Origin of the sequence: Arthrobacter sp. AL12 (assembly GCF_029960645.1) — a bacterium.
Taxonomy (GTDB): domain Bacteria; phylum Actinomycetota; class Actinomycetes; order Actinomycetales; family Micrococcaceae; genus Arthrobacter.
Map to the genome: position 1 here is coordinate 22,900 of NZ_JASBQY010000017.1, position 14,234 is coordinate 37,133.

Here is a 14,234-nt window from a genome sequence, read left to right on the forward strand (position 1 = left end):
TGTTACTCCTCGCTGGTCTGAGCCTGCCCTTCCACGAGCTCGCGGACAGCTTCGATGAAGGCGTCGCCACGGTGAGCGTAGGAAGAGAACTGATCCATGGATGCTGCCGCCGGGGCCAGGAGCACAGTGTCCCCGGAGGCGGCCAGCTGCGCCGCCGACGCAACGGCCCGGGCCATCACAGTCCCACCCGCAATCGGCGGGGGACCTGCCACGGCACCGGCCGTCCCGGCAATCTGCACCTCTTCATTTTCGCCCGTCCCCGCATCGATCACGGGGACATCGGGTGCGTGTCGCTGCAACGCGGAGCGGAGATCGCTGGAGTCCGCCCCGATCAGGACCACGGCCTTGAGCCGCCGGGCGTGTTCCTGGACCAGCGGCTCATAGTTGACGCCCTTGGACAGTCCGCCCGCGATCCACACGACGCTCTCGAACGCGGAGAGCGAGGCGGCTGCGGCATGCGGGTTGGTGGCCTTGGAGTCGTTGACCCAGAGGATTCCGTCGTGGCGGGCAACGGGCTGGATGCGGTGGTCCCCCGGCAGGTAGTCCAGCAGGCCCTTGCGGACGGCGGCAGGGTCGACGCCGTAGGCCCGGACGAGGGCGGCGGCGGCCAGGGCATTGGCCACCATATGGCGGGGTGCCACCGGGCCGAGGTCCGACACCGACGCCAGTTCGGCGGCGCTGTCCTTGCGCTCGGCGATGAAGGCGCGGTCCACCAGGAGTCCTTCGACGACGCCGAGCATGCTGATGGCCGGCGTGAGCGTGGTGAAGGCCACCGCACGGCAGCCTTCGACGACGTCGGCGTCCTCCACCATGCGTTCGGTTTCGATCTGCTCGGCGTTGTAGATGCACGCCTTCTGGGTGTGTTCGTAGATCTTGGCCTTGTCCGCCAGGTAGGAGGCGTAGGAGCCGTGCCAGTCGACGTGGTCCTCGGCGACATTGAGGCAGACGCTCGCCACCGGCGAGATGGAGTCGCTCCAGTGCAGCTGGAAGCTGGAGAGCTCGACGGCGAAGACGTCGTAGTCCACCGGATCGCGCAGGGCGTTTAGGATCGGGGTGCCGACGTTGCCGACGGCGATGGCCTTGAGCCCGGCCGCCTGCAGCATCGACTCGGTCAGCCCGACGGTGGTGGTCTTGCCGTTGGTGCCGGTGATGGTCAGCCAGTCGGCGGTCTTGCGCCCCTGGCGTTCGCGAAGGCGCCAGGCGAGTTCGACGTCGCCCCAGACCGGGATGTGGGCCCGGGCCGCGGCGGCGAGCAGCGCCTGGTCCGGCCGCCAGCCCGGGGAGGTGACGATCAGGTCCGGCTTGGCGCCGTCGATTTTGGGAACGGTCCCTACGGCGTCCTCGCCCAGCAGGACATCGACAGCGCCGACGATCCGGAGGGTGTCCGCCTGGGCCTGTGCGGTGGGGCCGGTGGCGGCGTCCACCACGACCACACGGGCGCCCAGTTCGATCAGTGTGTCGGCGGCGGCGAAGCCGGAGACCCCGATGCCGGTAACGACAACCCGGAGTCCGGCCCAGTCGGAGTCCCAGCTGACCAGACCCTGGAGCCGGGGTGAGGTGGTGAGGGGTGCGGGAATCGAACCGGTCACAGCAGGACCACCCACTCGGCGTAGAAGATTCCCAGGCCGGCGGCGACGAAGAGGCCGCACAGGATCCAGAACCGGACGACGACGGTGACCTCGGCCCAGCCTTTGAGTTCAAAGTGGTGCTGGAGCGGGGCCATCTTGAAGAACCGTTTGCCCTTGGTGATCTTGAAATAGCCGACCTGGATGATCACCGAGAGGGTGATCAGAACGAAGAGGCCGCCGATGAAGGCGAGCAGCAGCTCGGTCCGGGACAGGATGGCGAAGCCGGCGACGGCGCCGCCGATCGCCAGCGAACCGGTGTCGCCCATGAAGATCTTGGCCGGTGAGGTGTTCCACCACAGGAAGCCGACCAGCGCCGCGCTGAGGATGGCGGCGAGCAGGGCCAGGTCCAGCGGGTCGCGGACGGTGTAACAGCCGGCGCCGGCCTGCCGGGGCGAGCCGCAGGCCTGGTTGCTCTGCCAGATCCCCATCAGGGTGTAGGCGCCGAAGACCATGATGGAGGCGCCGGCGGCGAGGCCGTCGAGGCCGTCAGTGAGGTTCACGCCGTTGGTCGCGGCGGTGATGATCAGGTTCGACCACAGCACGAAGAGGACGGCGCCGATCAGGGTGCCGGCGAAGGCCAGGTTCAGCCATGGGATATCGCGGACCAGGGAAATCTGGTAGGACGCGGGCGTCACGCCGTTCTCGTCGGGGAACTGCAGGGCCAGGACCGCGAAGATGATGCCCACGGCGGCCTGCAGGATGAGCTTGGCCTTGGCGTTCAGGCCCAGGCTCCGCTGCTTGGAGATCTTGATGAAGTCATCAAGGAAGCCGACCAGCCCCATGCCGACCATGAGGAACAGCAGCAGGATGGCCGAGGCGGACGGCCCTGGCGATGCCGGGTTGATCATCCACATCACGCCGTGCGTGATGCCGTAGCTGGCGAGCACCGCCAGGACCACAATGGTGCCGCCCATGGTGGGGGTGCCGCGCTTGGTGTGGTGGGTGGTGGGTCCGTCATCCCGGATGAATTGCCCGTAGCTCTTGCGGACCAGGAAGCGGATAAAGAGCGGGGTGCCCAGAAAGGCGAACAGCAGGGCCAGTCCAGAGCCCATCAGCAGTGCAATCACAGCAGCGCACTCCCTTCAGTGGCGGTTCCGGCAGCGTTTTCGGCGGCGGTTCCTGCGGCGTCTCCGGCTGCGTTTCCGGCAGCCCTTCCCTCAGCGGGACCGGCAGCGGTCCCGGGGGCCTGTGGGGGTAATGCTATCCGATCGCCCAGATGGCGCAGTCCGATGCTGTTGGAGGACTTGAAGAGCACCAGGTCACCGGGCTCCAGCTCGGCTTGCAGGAGCTCGTAGGCTTCCTCCGGGGTCTCGGCGAAGACGCATTCGTCGCCCCAGGACCCCTCGTTGACGGCTGAGACATACAGCGACCGGGCCTCGCGTCCGACGACGACGAGCCGGGAGATGTTGAGCCGGACCACCTGGGTGCCCACGGCCATGTGTTCACGGATGGAGTCGGGTCCCAGCTCCAGCATGGCCCCGAGCACGGCCCAGGTCCGGCGGCCCCGCCCGAGGTCGGCGAGGGTGCGCAGCGCGGCGCGCATGGATTCCGGGTTGGCGTTGTAGGCGTCGTTGATGACGGTGACGCCGTCGGGCCGTTCGGTGCGTTCCATCCGCCACCGGCTGGCGGCCGTCTGGGCGCCCAGCGAGGCCGCGATGCGTGCGGCGGGAACGCCGGCGGCGTGGGCCGCCGCCGCCGCTGCCAGCAGGTTGGCGATGTGGTGGGCGCCGATCAGCCGGGCCACGACGTGGTGCCCGGCGCTTTCACCCGGCAGGAAGAGGTCGAACTCCGGGCTGCCGCCGGACGTGAGTCCGAGGCCCCCGGCGCGGACCAGCTCCGCAGCGGCGGTGTTCGCTCCGGCGGTGTCGCCGACGCTGTCACGGGCCGGCTGGGCGGTGTACCCGAGCACGGTGGCCCGGGTGCGCGCGGCCATGGCGGCGACGCGGGCATCGTCCAAATTGAGGACGGCGGTGCCGCTGGCAGGCAGGGCTTCGACGAGCTCGCCCTTGGCGATGGCGATGTTGTCCACGCCGCCGAATTCACCGGCATGGGCCGTGCCGACACCAAGGACCACCCCGATGTCGGGGCGGACCATCTCGGCGAGGTAGCGGATGTGGCCGACGCCCGTGGCGCCCATCTCGATCACGAGGTAACGGGTGTCGGTCCCGGCCTTGAAGACCGTCAGTGGGACCCCGACCTCGCCGTTGTAGGATCCCTGCGGGGCAACGGTGTTGCCTTCCGCGGCCAGGATCCCGGCCAGCAGGTCCTTGGTGGTGGTCTTGCCGGCGGACCCGGTGATGCCAATCACGGTCAGCGGCTCGCCGTCGGCTGCGCGGCCGGCGCGGATCCGCCTGACGGTTTCCGCGGCCAGGGCGCCCATCGCGAGGACCGAGTCCTGGACCACGATGGCGGGGTAGGCGCGGCCTGCGGCGTCGGAAACGTCGTGTTCGACCAGGGCCAGCACGGCGCCGCGCTCGAAGGCAGCACCGACGAAGTCATGGCCGTCGGCCGTCTCGCCCGGTTTGGCCACGTAGAGGGAACCCGGGGTGGTGTCCCGGGAGTCGGTGACCACGGAGCCGGGGGTTGTCCCCGGTTCGGCGGCCAGCCGGCCATTGGTTATGTCGGCGATTTCCGCCGCGGTAAATGCAATCATCTCGGTTTAGGACTCTATCCGCTGGTCTTCGAGAACGGTGAATCCCCGGGCCGTCAAGGCCCGGCGGAGCTCCACCCTGTCGTCAAGGGCGAGGTTGACGCCCTTGACTTCCTGCCAAATTTCGTGGCCCCGTCCCGCGACGAGGATGGTGTCGGCCGCGTCCGCCAGTGCAACGGCCTTCCGGATGGCCGCATCGCGGGGAAAGACCTCCATAATGCTGCAGTCCAGGCCCTCGTGCTCCTTGGCCTCAACCGCGCCGACCAGGACGTCGGCGCGGATTTCCGCGGCGTCCTCGTCGTGCGGGTCGTCGTCGCTGACAATGACGACGTCGGCGAGGCGGGCGGCAATGGCACCCATGGCGGGGCGCTTGCCCTGGTCACGCTGGCCGGTGGCGCCAAAGACGATGATCACCCTGGACCCCGGTTCCGGGGAGCGGACCGCCTCCAGGGCGCGGGCCAGGGCATCGGGGTTGTGCGCAAAGTCCACCACCGCGGCGGGGGCGGTGGAGACGAGCTGCATGCGGCCGGGGACGGCGACGGTGAAGGGATCGCCGGCGTCGAGGGCGGCCTGGATGTCGGCGGCATTGTGGCCGCCCTCGAGCACCATGACGGTTGCCAGTGCGGCGTTGGCCACATTGAAGCTTCCGGGCAGCCCGGTGTGGACGCGCAGCTCCGTTCCGTCGCGGTGGCGGAGGGTAAAGACGGTGCCGAGTCCGCGCGGGGCCGGCCCGAAGACCGTCCAGTCCGCGGCCGCGGGCGGACTTGTCGCGCCGCCGGCGACGTGCGTGGCCAGCGTGGTCACCGGGATGCCCGCTGTGGCGGCCAGCTGAACGCCCCAGTCGTCGTCGACGGTCACGACTGCGCGGCGGGCCCGCCCGGGGGCGAAGAGCCGGGCCTTGGTCTGGAAGTACTCCGCCATGCTGCCGTGCAGGTCGAGGTGGTCCTGGGTCAGGTTGGTGAAGCCGGCGACGTCGAACTCGACCCCGTCCACGCGGTGGAAGGAGATGGCGTGCGAGGAGACCTCCATCGAGGCCGCGTCCAGACCGCGTTCGCGCATCAGGGCCAGCAGGGCGTGGACGTCGGTGGACTCCGGGGTGGTGAGGAGGCTGGGGATCGGCTCTCCGCCGGCCAGGATTTCGATGGTGCCGATCAGCCCTGTCTTCTGCCCGAGGGCCTGCAGCAGGGCGTTAATGAAGTAGGTGGTGGTGGTCTTGCCGTTGGTGCCCGTGACGCCGTAGAGAGCCGGGGCGGGCTCGCCCTGCGGCCGGCTCCGGTAGATCAGGGCGGACAGCCGTCCGACGAGGCTGCGGGGCTCCCGGGCCAGCAGGACCGGCGCGGCGATGTCGTGGGAGAACGCCAGCAGGCGCGCGCCGGCGTCGTCCGTCAGCACGGCGGACGCCCCGGCTGCCAGGGCTTGGGAGACGAAGTCGGCGCCGTGCCGGCTCGCGCCGGGCAGGGCGACGTAGAGGTCGCCGGGCTGGACGCTTCGGGAGTTCAGGGAGATCCCGGTGACCGCGACGGAACCGGAAGCCCCGGGGACAACGACGCCGATTGCCTCGCCGATGGCGGCCAGCGGCACGGCAGCTACCGCAGTGGGCCGGAAGCCCGGCGCGGACGGCGCGGCGTAAGCGCCGGGGGCATTCTGGTCTGACACGTGGATCTCCGTTGGTGGTGCTGGTGGATCTGGCGCTGCGCACGGAGGATTGCTCCGGCCCGCAGGCTCAGTATTCCCGGTACAGGTTGGTGGCGGACGTGCGTGGTGCTGGTCCCCGCGGGGGTGCTACTTGACGAACTGCGGCAGCCGGACGGGTTCGCCGGTGGACGGCGGGACGTTGTACGTCCGCAGCGCCTGGCTCATCACGGACCGGAAGACCGGTCCGTTCGAGATGCCGTAGATATCGCCCTTGGGCCGTTGCAGGACCACTTCAACAATAAACCGCGGATCGTCCATCGGCGCCATTCCCACCATCGACGCCGTGAAGCCGCAGAAGCCCGCGGTGCCGTCGTCGCACGGCGACTGCGAGGTGCCGGTCTTCGCCCCGACCCGGTAGCCGTCCAGACCGGCCTCCTTGATCTGGCCCTCCGTGACAGCGCTTTCGAGGATGTCCCGCACCTGCCGGGCGGTGTCCGGGGTGACGATCTGCCGTGAAGGCTGCGCCGGAACTTTTTCCTCGGTGCCGTCCGGGTTGACGTGGCTGTCGATCAGCCGCGGCTGGAGCATCACCCCGTTGTTGCCGATGGTCTGGAAGGCCCGGACGGTCTGCAGCGTGGACTGCGAGACGCCCTGGCCGAACAGCACGGTGTACTCCTGTCGACCGTCCCATTGCTCGTGGGGGGTCAGGATGCCGGAGGCCTCGGCCGGCAGTCCGACGTGCGGCGCTTCGCCGATGCCGAACCTCTTCAGCCAGTCGTAGCGCTGCTCCTTGCTGAGCCGCGCGCCGGCCATGACCGTCCCGGTGTTCATCGACCAGCCCAGGATGCCTGCCAGGGTCCGTTCCTCCGTGCCGTGCGCGAAGGAGTCGCTGAAGGTCTGCCCGTCCACGGTGTACGAGGACGGGATGGTGAACTTATCCAGCGGGAAGGACTTGCCTTCCTCGATCAGGGCGGCCGCCGTGATCATCTTTTCCACCGATCCGGGTTCGTACGCCGCGGTGACGGCACGGACGCCGCGGTCCTGGGCCTCGGCCTTGCCGGGGTCGTTGGGGTCCGGTGCGTTGGTGTCCGCCATGGCGATGATGTTGCCGGTCTTGATGTCCTGGACGATCACGACGCCCCACTCGGCGCTGAGCTTGTCCCGCTGGCTCTGGATGGCCTGCTGGGCGAAGTACTGGAGGTCGGCGTTCAGGGTGAGTTTGAGGTCCTTGCCGTTGACGGCCGGGGTCAACTGGTCGACTCCGACCGGGATGCGCAGACCGTCGGCGCCGATTTCGAAGAGCCGTTTGCCCGAGGTTCCCCTGAGGACCTCGTCCTGGGTCTGCTCCAGGCCGGCCTGGCCGGTGGTGCCGTCCTTCAGGAAGCCTACGATCCCGCCGGCCACCGAGCCGTTGGGGTACACGCGCTTGCTGGTGCCCTCGGTGACGATGCCGGGGATCTGCAGCTTGGCGATACGGTCCTCGACGTCGGGCTTCAGGTCCTTGGCCACGATGTAGTAGCGCTGGTCACCCGTCAGTGCGTCTTTGAGGGTGGCATTGGCCATGCCCAGCACGGCTGCGAGTTCGTTGATGCCCTGGTCCCGGGAGACCTTGACGAGCTCTTCCTTGCCACCCACCGGTTCCAGCCGGCGGAACTCCTCGGTCTTGGTGTTGACGGTCTGGTCGACAACGAGGTTGTAGCGGATCACGCTGCTGGCCAGGACGGTGCCGTTGGCATCCAGGATGCTGCCGCGCTCGGCGGGCAGTTCGATGGGGGTGAGCCTGTTCTGCAAGGCGGCCTCGGCCATACCGCCGACGTCGAGGCCCTGCACCAGGAAGAGTTTTCCGCCGACGACGAGCAGGAGCGTCAGCATGACGCCGAGGCCCAGCCTCAGCCGCCGGGTCGCACTCGGCGCTTTCGCCTTGCGTGCCTTGCCGGTGTTCTGCGCCACGATGTTTCCTTGCTGGTTGCCTGGCTGGTGGTCCGTCCTGCGTTACTGTCCCGGCACCTTCTGCGCGGGGGCAGGAACAGAGCCCCCGTGGAGTTCGACCGCCGGTTTTGCCGGCGGGACCGGCACAGCCTCGGCGGCCGGTGCGGCGGCAGCCGGTGCACCGGCGGCCTCAGCGGCCGCTGGGGCAGCCGCGGGTTTGCGGTTCGCCAGCGGCTCCTTCACAGTGGCCGGCGGAACGACGCTGAGTTGTCCGGCCACGGCCGGGGCGGCAATGACGGCGCCCGGGGCGTCGCCCTTCACCGCGGGCTTGGCCTTGCCCGTGACGCTGAGGGTGGAGAGGTCGATCTGGCCCTTGGTGGTGGACGCCACCATGCCCAGCTCGGTGGCCTTGGCGGCCAGGTTCTGCGGGGCGTCAAAGTTCTGCACCTGCTGGGTCAGGTCCTGGTTCTGTTTCGTCAGCGTGGACTGCTCGCTCCGCAGCTGCACCAGCTGGTACTGCGCGGTGGACACGGAGATGTTGAGGACCAGTACCGCCATCAGGGCCACTGCCAGGAGGCCAAAGCAGAGCACGACGAACGGGGCGCGGCGCTTCTGCGGGGCCGACCGGACCAGGGAGAGCGGGGTGCGCGCTTTCCGGGAGGGGCCGGTGCCGGGAGTGATCCCGGGCAGGGCGCGGGCTGTCGCGCCTGTGGCAACGGGGAATCTGTTGACAGCGGCGGTGCTCATGCGGCCCTCCTGGTTTTGATGCGTTCCACAGCGCGGAGTCTGGCGGACGCGGCGCGTGGATTCTCGGCGATTTCGGCGGCGGTGGGCACTTCGGTGCCCTTCGTCAGGGTTTTCAGTTCGGCCTTGTGCTCTTCGAGTTCCACGGGGAAGCCGAGCGGTGCGGAGGATTTGGATCCTGCCTGGAAGAAGCCCTTGACGATCTTGTCTTCCAGCGAGTGGTATGACATGACGACCACGCGGCCGCCGACGGCGATGGCGTTGATGGCCGCCGGGATGGCGCGTTCGAGGACATCGAGTTCTTCGTTGACCTCGATCCGGAGTGCCTGGAAGGTGCGCTTTGCCGGATGTCCGCCCTTTTTTGCGGCGCCGGAGGGGACAACATCGCGGATCTGCTCGACGAGCTCCCCCGTTGTCGTGAAGGGCTTCCCGGCGCGGGCGGTGACGATCCGGTTGGCGATGCGGCCGGCGAACTTCTCCTCGCCCCATTTCCGGATGATCCGGACCAGGTCCTCTTCGCTGTAGTTGTTGACGACGTCGGCGGCGGTCTGGCCGCGGCTCGTGTCCATGCGCATGTCCAGCGGGGCGTCGAAGGAGTAGGCGAAGCCGCGTTCCCGTTCGTCCAGCTGGAGCGAGGAGACGCCGAGGTCCATCAGGACCCCGTGGACCTCAGCGAAGCCGAGGTCTTCAAGGATGTCGGGGATCTCGTCGTACACGGCGTGCACGAGGTCAATCCGGTTGGCGAAGGGCTGGAGTCGGTCCCCGGCGAGGGCCAGGGCTTCCTCATCGCGGTCGATCCCGATCAGGTGCAGGTCCGGAAAGCGCTGCAGCATGGCCTCCGCGTGACCGCCCATGCCAAGGGTGGCATCGATGACCACGGGGGTCTCGCCGCGGCTGCGCGCCGCCTCGAACCCGGGTGCCAACAAACTGATGCACCGGTCCCTGAGGACCGGTACATGGCGTTCGGACGTGGGCTTCTGGTCAGGGTCCGTCATGCCTGCGTCCTTTCGTTTGTCCGGCTGGTTCCTGGAGTGCGGTGCTGGCTGCGCGTGCCGCTTCTTAATCCAGATCCCCATCCGCGCCTACCCTGCGTCTGCCTGGCTCCGGGGAAGTGAGCCAGGAAAACAGCCGGATGGGCGGCTGGAGATCTCGGTCAAGAATCGTGCAGTGCTGCCTTGGTCCTGCGGGGCTTCACAGAATCCCCGGTATTGCGTCGTCGGTCTCCGAGAAGGCCGTTTCCTTTTCGGCGAGGTACTCGTTCCAGGCCTGTGCGTCCCAGATCTCAGCGCGGGTTCCTGCACCGATAACGGCGAGTTCCCGGCCGAGCCCTGCGTACTCCCGGAGCGCCGGTGGAATCGTCACGCGCCCCTGCTTGTCAGGTACCTCGTCGGAGGCTCCAGAGAGGAAAACACGGATGTAGTCACGAGCCTGTTTGCTGGAGATTGGGGCCTCCCGCATTTGCTCGTGAACCCGGCCGAACTCCGCCTCACTAAAGACGTAGATGCAGCGTTCCTGGCCCCTTGTGAGAACCAGTCCCCCGGCAAGCTCCTCGCGGAACTTCGCGGGAAGGATGATTCGACCCTTCTCGTCCAGACGTGGCGAATGTGTGCCGAGAAACACGGCCCACCGCCTGTCTGTTCGTAGGAAGCCCAACGTCCCCCGTGCTGCCACTACCCTCTTACGCCCTCCACATTACTCCACATCCCTCCCCAGTCAACGACACGCCGAACGATTCGGCGTCAATTTGTGGGGCGGTGGCCTCTTTGTTCCCCGTAATGGCTGGGAACCGGGGCCGGTGGGGCGCAGTGGAGGAAATATGCCGGGCCGCGGCACGGCATCCGGCGCACACGGCCGCTCCTGGCCCTCTCCGGGCATGGCGAGCCCCGGGGTTAACGACAAAAGACCCGCCGGAGCGGGTCTTCTACGCCACCCGGGCGTTGCCTGTGGTGGAAAGTGGAGGTCGGACTGGAGTTTCGGTGGATCGGCCGGAGCTCAGGGCTCCCCGCGGTGCCGCTCGTCCCAGCGTTCCTCAAGATTGCTCATGAACGAGCTCCTGGGCTTCCCGGACTTCCGGGCCGCACCGGAGGCTTTGGCCTTGCCGGCAGCAGCACCGCGCATGGTGGCGTAGTAGACCCCGGCCCCCATGACCACAAAGCCGAGGACTCCGACAAAGATGTTTTGAATCGTCACGCCAAAGAGAAGGAGCACGACACCGGCCAGCGTGGCCAGGACGCCGATCACCAAATGGCGGGTTGACCATGAACGTCCCGCGTCCGAGCCCATCGAGCTGGCGAACTTAGGGTCGTCCTCATGCAACTGCTTCTCAAGTTGCTCCAGCAACTTCTGTTCGTGCTCCGAGAGCGGCATCACGACCTCCTTAAATCGGCCGACGTCCAGACTGACGCCGCCAGTGTCCCTGAACCCACAACGTGCGGGATCCCCGCGTGGTTCCCAATCGCCGCCGTTGGTCGAATGGGGTTCTCCACGACCCCATCCGGGGTGATCAGCTGGTCCTGCATTAGTCCGAACGCTCGTTCCAGTCGTTCCAAACTTACGTATAAATAAGGATAGTTTGTTGCGTCCTGTTCTGAAAGATGCCGAACGTCCCCTTGACTTCAAAAAGCGCGTGATTGACACCCGGATCAGCCTGAATTGCTCCCGGGGTCCAGGAGCCTGGCCGGAAGCACTGATTTTGTGCCAAATTTCCGGGTCACCTGGTCCAGAACCTGCTCCGCGGCGCGCCAATTGTCATCCCGGCGGTCGAGGCTGAGTTGCAGGGGCGCCTGCGCGGCCTCCTCAAGCTGTTCGGCGCGGATACCCACGAGCCGCACGGTCATGGGGCGGTCGCCGACCGATTCCAGGAGCTGGACGGCGACGGAGTACAGAAGTTGGGCACTCTCGATCGGGGTGCTGACAGTGCGGCTGCGGGTGATCGTGGAGAAGTCCGCATAGCGCAGCTTGAGTGCCACGGTTCGGGCATGCATGCCGGCACCGCGGAGCCGCTCCGCCGTGCGGTGTGACAGGCGCAGCAGTTCCCGGTGCAGCAGGGCCTCGTCGGCGGTGTCCAGGGCGAAGGTCTCTTCCGCGCCAATGCTCTTTTCGAGCCGGACGGGGGTCACCGGGCGGGGGTCAATTCCCCAGGACAGCCGGTAGACGTGTTCCCCGGACGCACCGAGCACCTTCCGGAGGGACGGGAGCGGTGACGCCGCGACGTCGGCGACCGTCCGGATGCCCATCCGGGACAGCACCTCAACGGTTTTTGCGCCGACACCCCAGAGGGCGCTGACCGGAAGGCTGTGCAGGTACGGGACCGTCTCCTCCGGACCGATGAGCAGCAGCCCGTTCGGCTTGCACCGGGTGGAGGCAATCTTCGCCACGAACTTGCTGGCGGCTATCCCCACGGACGCGGTGATACCCAATTCACTGCGGACCCGGGTGCGGATGAGTTCGCCGATCGCGCGGGGCGGACCCAGCCGGCGGATCGCTCCCCCGACGTCGAGGAAGGCCTCGTCCACGCTGAGCGGCTCCACCAATTCGGTGATGGACCCGAAAATCGCCATCATCTGGCCGGACACCTCGTAGTAAAGCTGGTGCCGGGGCTCGATGACAATGGCCGACGGACACATCCGCATGGCCACCACCATTGGCATGGCGGATTTGACGCCGAATTTCCGGGCTTCGTACGAGGCGGACAGCACGACGGACCGGTCGGCGGGATAGCCCACGATGACGGGCCTGCCCACGAGCGCCGGACGGCTGCACAATTCCACGGACACAAAGAACGCATCCATGTCGACGTGCATGATGCTGCTCCGCCGGAGCTCCCGAAGTTCCGCTTCGCTGGGCCGCCTGGCTGTGCCCTGGGGAGACTGCTCCCGCTGCTGTATATTCTCGTCCGGCCCCACAACTTCAATCCTATGCCCCGGGACTGACTAAACTGGAGGCTGAATCCGGCGTCAACACCAGGAGGAAAGTCCCCGTGAAGGTATTTGGACAGCGCAAGCGTGCTGCGGCAGCCGCAGTGGCGGCGGGCACGCTGATAGCCCTGGCGGCATGCACACCCGCCAACCCCGGGGCCGCTGCCCCGGGGTCCTCGTCGGTCTCGGCTCCGCCGTCAGCGGCCCAGCCCACCGCGACAGCGTCGGCCAGCCCCTCCGCCGAACCCGGAACCTCGGCCACCGTAGGTGCGATGGTTCCAGGGTTCCCGGAGAAGCTCCTCCCGGTGATGCCGGGGGCGAAGGTCGTCTCCTCCAGCTTTGACAAGACCACGGAGCCGGCCACGGTGGCCCTCGTCGCCAGCATCTCCGCGCCGTCCGCTGAGGTGCTTGCCTTTTATACGAAGGAGCTGGAAGCCCAGGGCTTCCAGGCCGTTCCGGGGGAAACTGTGGGAGCGGTGCCGTCCAAGGATTTCCTCCGTGGTGACACCGAAACCGTAAACATCTCGGTGCTGGAAACCGCCGGCGTCTCCACCTTCACCATCGGTGCGAACGTCGCCGCCGAGTCCGTCAAGTGACCCTCGCGGAGCAGCTGCGTCTGGAACAAGCCGCCTATGTGGCCGCAGTCGCCGGGAAGCTCACCGATTTCCTGACCACCCGCCAGGCGGTGATGTCCTCGATCTCCCCGGACATCGATCCGCTGATGGGATCGATCTCGAACCTCGTGACCGGCGGCAAACGCCTCCGGGCACTCATGTGCTACTGGGGCTGGCGGGGCGCCGGTGGCGGAGCGGACGCCACCGAGGTCGTAACGGCAGGCTCCGCGCTGGAGCTGTTCCAGGCGGCTGCCCTGATCCACGACGACATCATCGACCGCTCTGACACGCGCAGGGGCGGCCCAAGCGTGCACCGGCGCTTCAGCGAACTGCATGAGACCCAAGGCTGGGCACTGGACAGTGAACGGTTCGGACACGCCGCCGCCATCCTGACCGGTGATCTGTGCCTGTCATTCAGCGAGGAGTCCTTTACCGAGATCGGTCAGAGCGCAGCCTCCGGGAGCCGGGCACGGCTGATCTTCAACCTGATGCGCGCCGAGGTCATGGCCGGCCAATACCTCGACATCCTCGAGGAGGTCGCCGGGCCCCGGCGGGACCGGGCCGGGGCCGTCAGCCGCGCACAGTCCATCATTCGTTTCAAATCGGCCAAATACTCCACCGAGCATCCGCTGGCTCTGGGCGGTGCCCTGGCCGGCGCCCGCGACGAGCTGCTGCGTGGCTACTCGGCGTTTGCCCTTCCGTTGGGCGAGGCCTTCCAACTCCGCGACGACGTCCTGGGGGTCTTCGGGGATCCGGTCACCACCGGAAAACCTGCGGGAGATGACCTGCGGGAAGGCAAACGGACCGTGCTGATCGCCTTTGCCCTGGACCTGGCCAGCCCCGCCGAGTCCGCGTTCATCGACTCGAAGCTCGGCAGCCCGGGGCTCGGCGACGCCGACGTGGACGAAATCCGCCGCATCATCGCAGACTGCGGGGCACTCCAGGCCACGGAAGTGCTGATCGAGGAATTCGGCCGCGCGGCCTTCGCTGCCCTGGACCTCCTGCCGCTGGAGGAACTGCCAAAGACGGCGCTGCGGAAGCTGGCCGAGGCCACGGTCAGCCGAGCGGCCTGAGCCGCAGCCCCGTTGACACGTCAGCCCGCTTCACGTCCGCCGGC

The 14,234-nt window shown here is 67.7% G+C and carries 12 protein-coding genes; 2 read left to right on the forward strand and 10 right to left on the reverse strand.

Annotated elements, in window-relative coordinates; all coding sequences use genetic code 11:
• Positions 1 to 2: 2 nt before the first annotated feature.
• The 10 genes from murD to dinB all read right to left on the reverse strand — a co-directional run bounded on the left by murD (position 3) and on the right by dinB (position 12,389).
• Positions 3 to 1,589, reverse strand: coding sequence for a UDP-N-acetylmuramoyl-L-alanine--D-glutamate ligase (gene murD, locus QK291_RS15785; RefSeq protein ID WP_282383614.1), 1,587 nt, complete (start codon positions 1,587 to 1,589; stop codon positions 3 to 5).
• On the reverse strand, positions 1,586 to 2,695 hold the full coding sequence (mraY, locus tag QK291_RS15790) for a phospho-N-acetylmuramoyl-pentapeptide-transferase (RefSeq protein WP_282383616.1): 1,110 nt from the start codon (positions 2,693 to 2,695) through the stop codon (positions 1,586 to 1,588). Before mraY ends, murD begins: the two co-directional genes overlap by 4 nt.
• Positions 2,692 to 4,281: a UDP-N-acetylmuramoyl-tripeptide--D-alanyl-D-alanine ligase gene (gene murF, locus QK291_RS15795; protein ID WP_282383618.1), complete on the reverse strand. Its 1,590-nt coding sequence runs from the start codon at positions 4,279 to 4,281 to the stop codon at positions 2,692 to 2,694. The genes mraY and murF overlap by 4 nt, the downstream gene beginning before the upstream one ends.
• 6 nt (positions 4,282 to 4,287) lie before the next feature.
• On the reverse strand, positions 4,288 to 5,934 hold the full coding sequence (locus tag QK291_RS15800; RefSeq protein WP_282383619.1) for a UDP-N-acetylmuramoyl-L-alanyl-D-glutamate--2,6-diaminopimelate ligase: 1,647 nt from the start codon (positions 5,932 to 5,934) through the stop codon (positions 4,288 to 4,290).
• A 126-nt stretch (positions 5,935 to 6,060) separates the two neighbouring features.
• A complete protein-coding gene (locus QK291_RS15805; protein ID WP_282383620.1) occupies positions 6,061 to 7,863 on the reverse strand; it encodes a penicillin-binding protein 2 in 1,803 nt (600 codons plus the stop codon).
• 42 nt (positions 7,864 to 7,905) lie between these two features.
• Positions 7,906 to 8,589 (reverse strand): hypothetical protein, encoded by a 684-nt coding sequence (locus QK291_RS15810; protein ID WP_282383621.1) that lies wholly within the window; start codon positions 8,587 to 8,589, stop codon positions 7,906 to 7,908.
• Positions 8,586 to 9,581 carry a 16S rRNA (cytosine(1402)-N(4))-methyltransferase RsmH gene (gene rsmH, locus QK291_RS15815; RefSeq protein ID WP_282383622.1) on the reverse strand — a complete coding sequence of 332 codons (996 nt, stop codon included), beginning with the start codon at positions 9,579 to 9,581 and terminating at the stop codon, positions 8,586 to 8,588. The genes QK291_RS15810 and rsmH overlap by 4 nt, the downstream gene beginning before the upstream one ends.
• A gap of 196 nt (positions 9,582 to 9,777) precedes the next feature.
• Positions 9,778 to 10,206, reverse strand: a complete 429-nt coding sequence (gene mraZ / locus QK291_RS15820; RefSeq protein ID WP_160666519.1) for a division/cell wall cluster transcriptional repressor MraZ — start codon at positions 10,204 to 10,206, stop codon at positions 9,778 to 9,780.
• A gap of 372 nt (positions 10,207 to 10,578) precedes the next feature.
• Positions 10,579 to 10,953 (reverse strand): DUF3040 domain-containing protein, encoded by a 375-nt coding sequence (locus QK291_RS15825; RefSeq protein ID WP_282383623.1) that lies wholly within the window; start codon positions 10,951 to 10,953, stop codon positions 10,579 to 10,581.
• Positions 10,954 to 11,228: 275 nt separating this feature from the next.
• The gene (gene dinB, locus QK291_RS15830; RefSeq protein WP_282383624.1) at positions 11,229 to 12,389 is read right to left on the reverse strand and encodes a DNA polymerase IV; all 1,161 of its coding nucleotides are present in this window, start codon (positions 12,387 to 12,389) and stop codon (positions 11,229 to 11,231) included.
• A 176-nt stretch (positions 12,390 to 12,565) separates the two neighbouring features.
• On the opposite strand from dinB, the gene QK291_RS15835 reads away from it, so the two are divergent.
• Together QK291_RS15835 and QK291_RS15840 are read left to right on the forward strand one after the other, a co-directional pair.
• Positions 12,566 to 13,099, forward strand: a complete 534-nt coding sequence (locus QK291_RS15835) for a hypothetical protein (RefSeq protein ID WP_282383625.1) — start codon at positions 12,566 to 12,568, stop codon at positions 13,097 to 13,099.
• Positions 13,096 to 14,190 (forward strand): polyprenyl synthetase family protein, encoded by a 1,095-nt coding sequence (locus QK291_RS15840; RefSeq protein ID WP_282383626.1) that lies wholly within the window; start codon positions 13,096 to 13,098, stop codon positions 14,188 to 14,190. The genes QK291_RS15835 and QK291_RS15840 overlap by 4 nt, the downstream gene beginning before the upstream one ends.
• Positions 14,191 to 14,234: the final 44 nt, after the last annotated feature.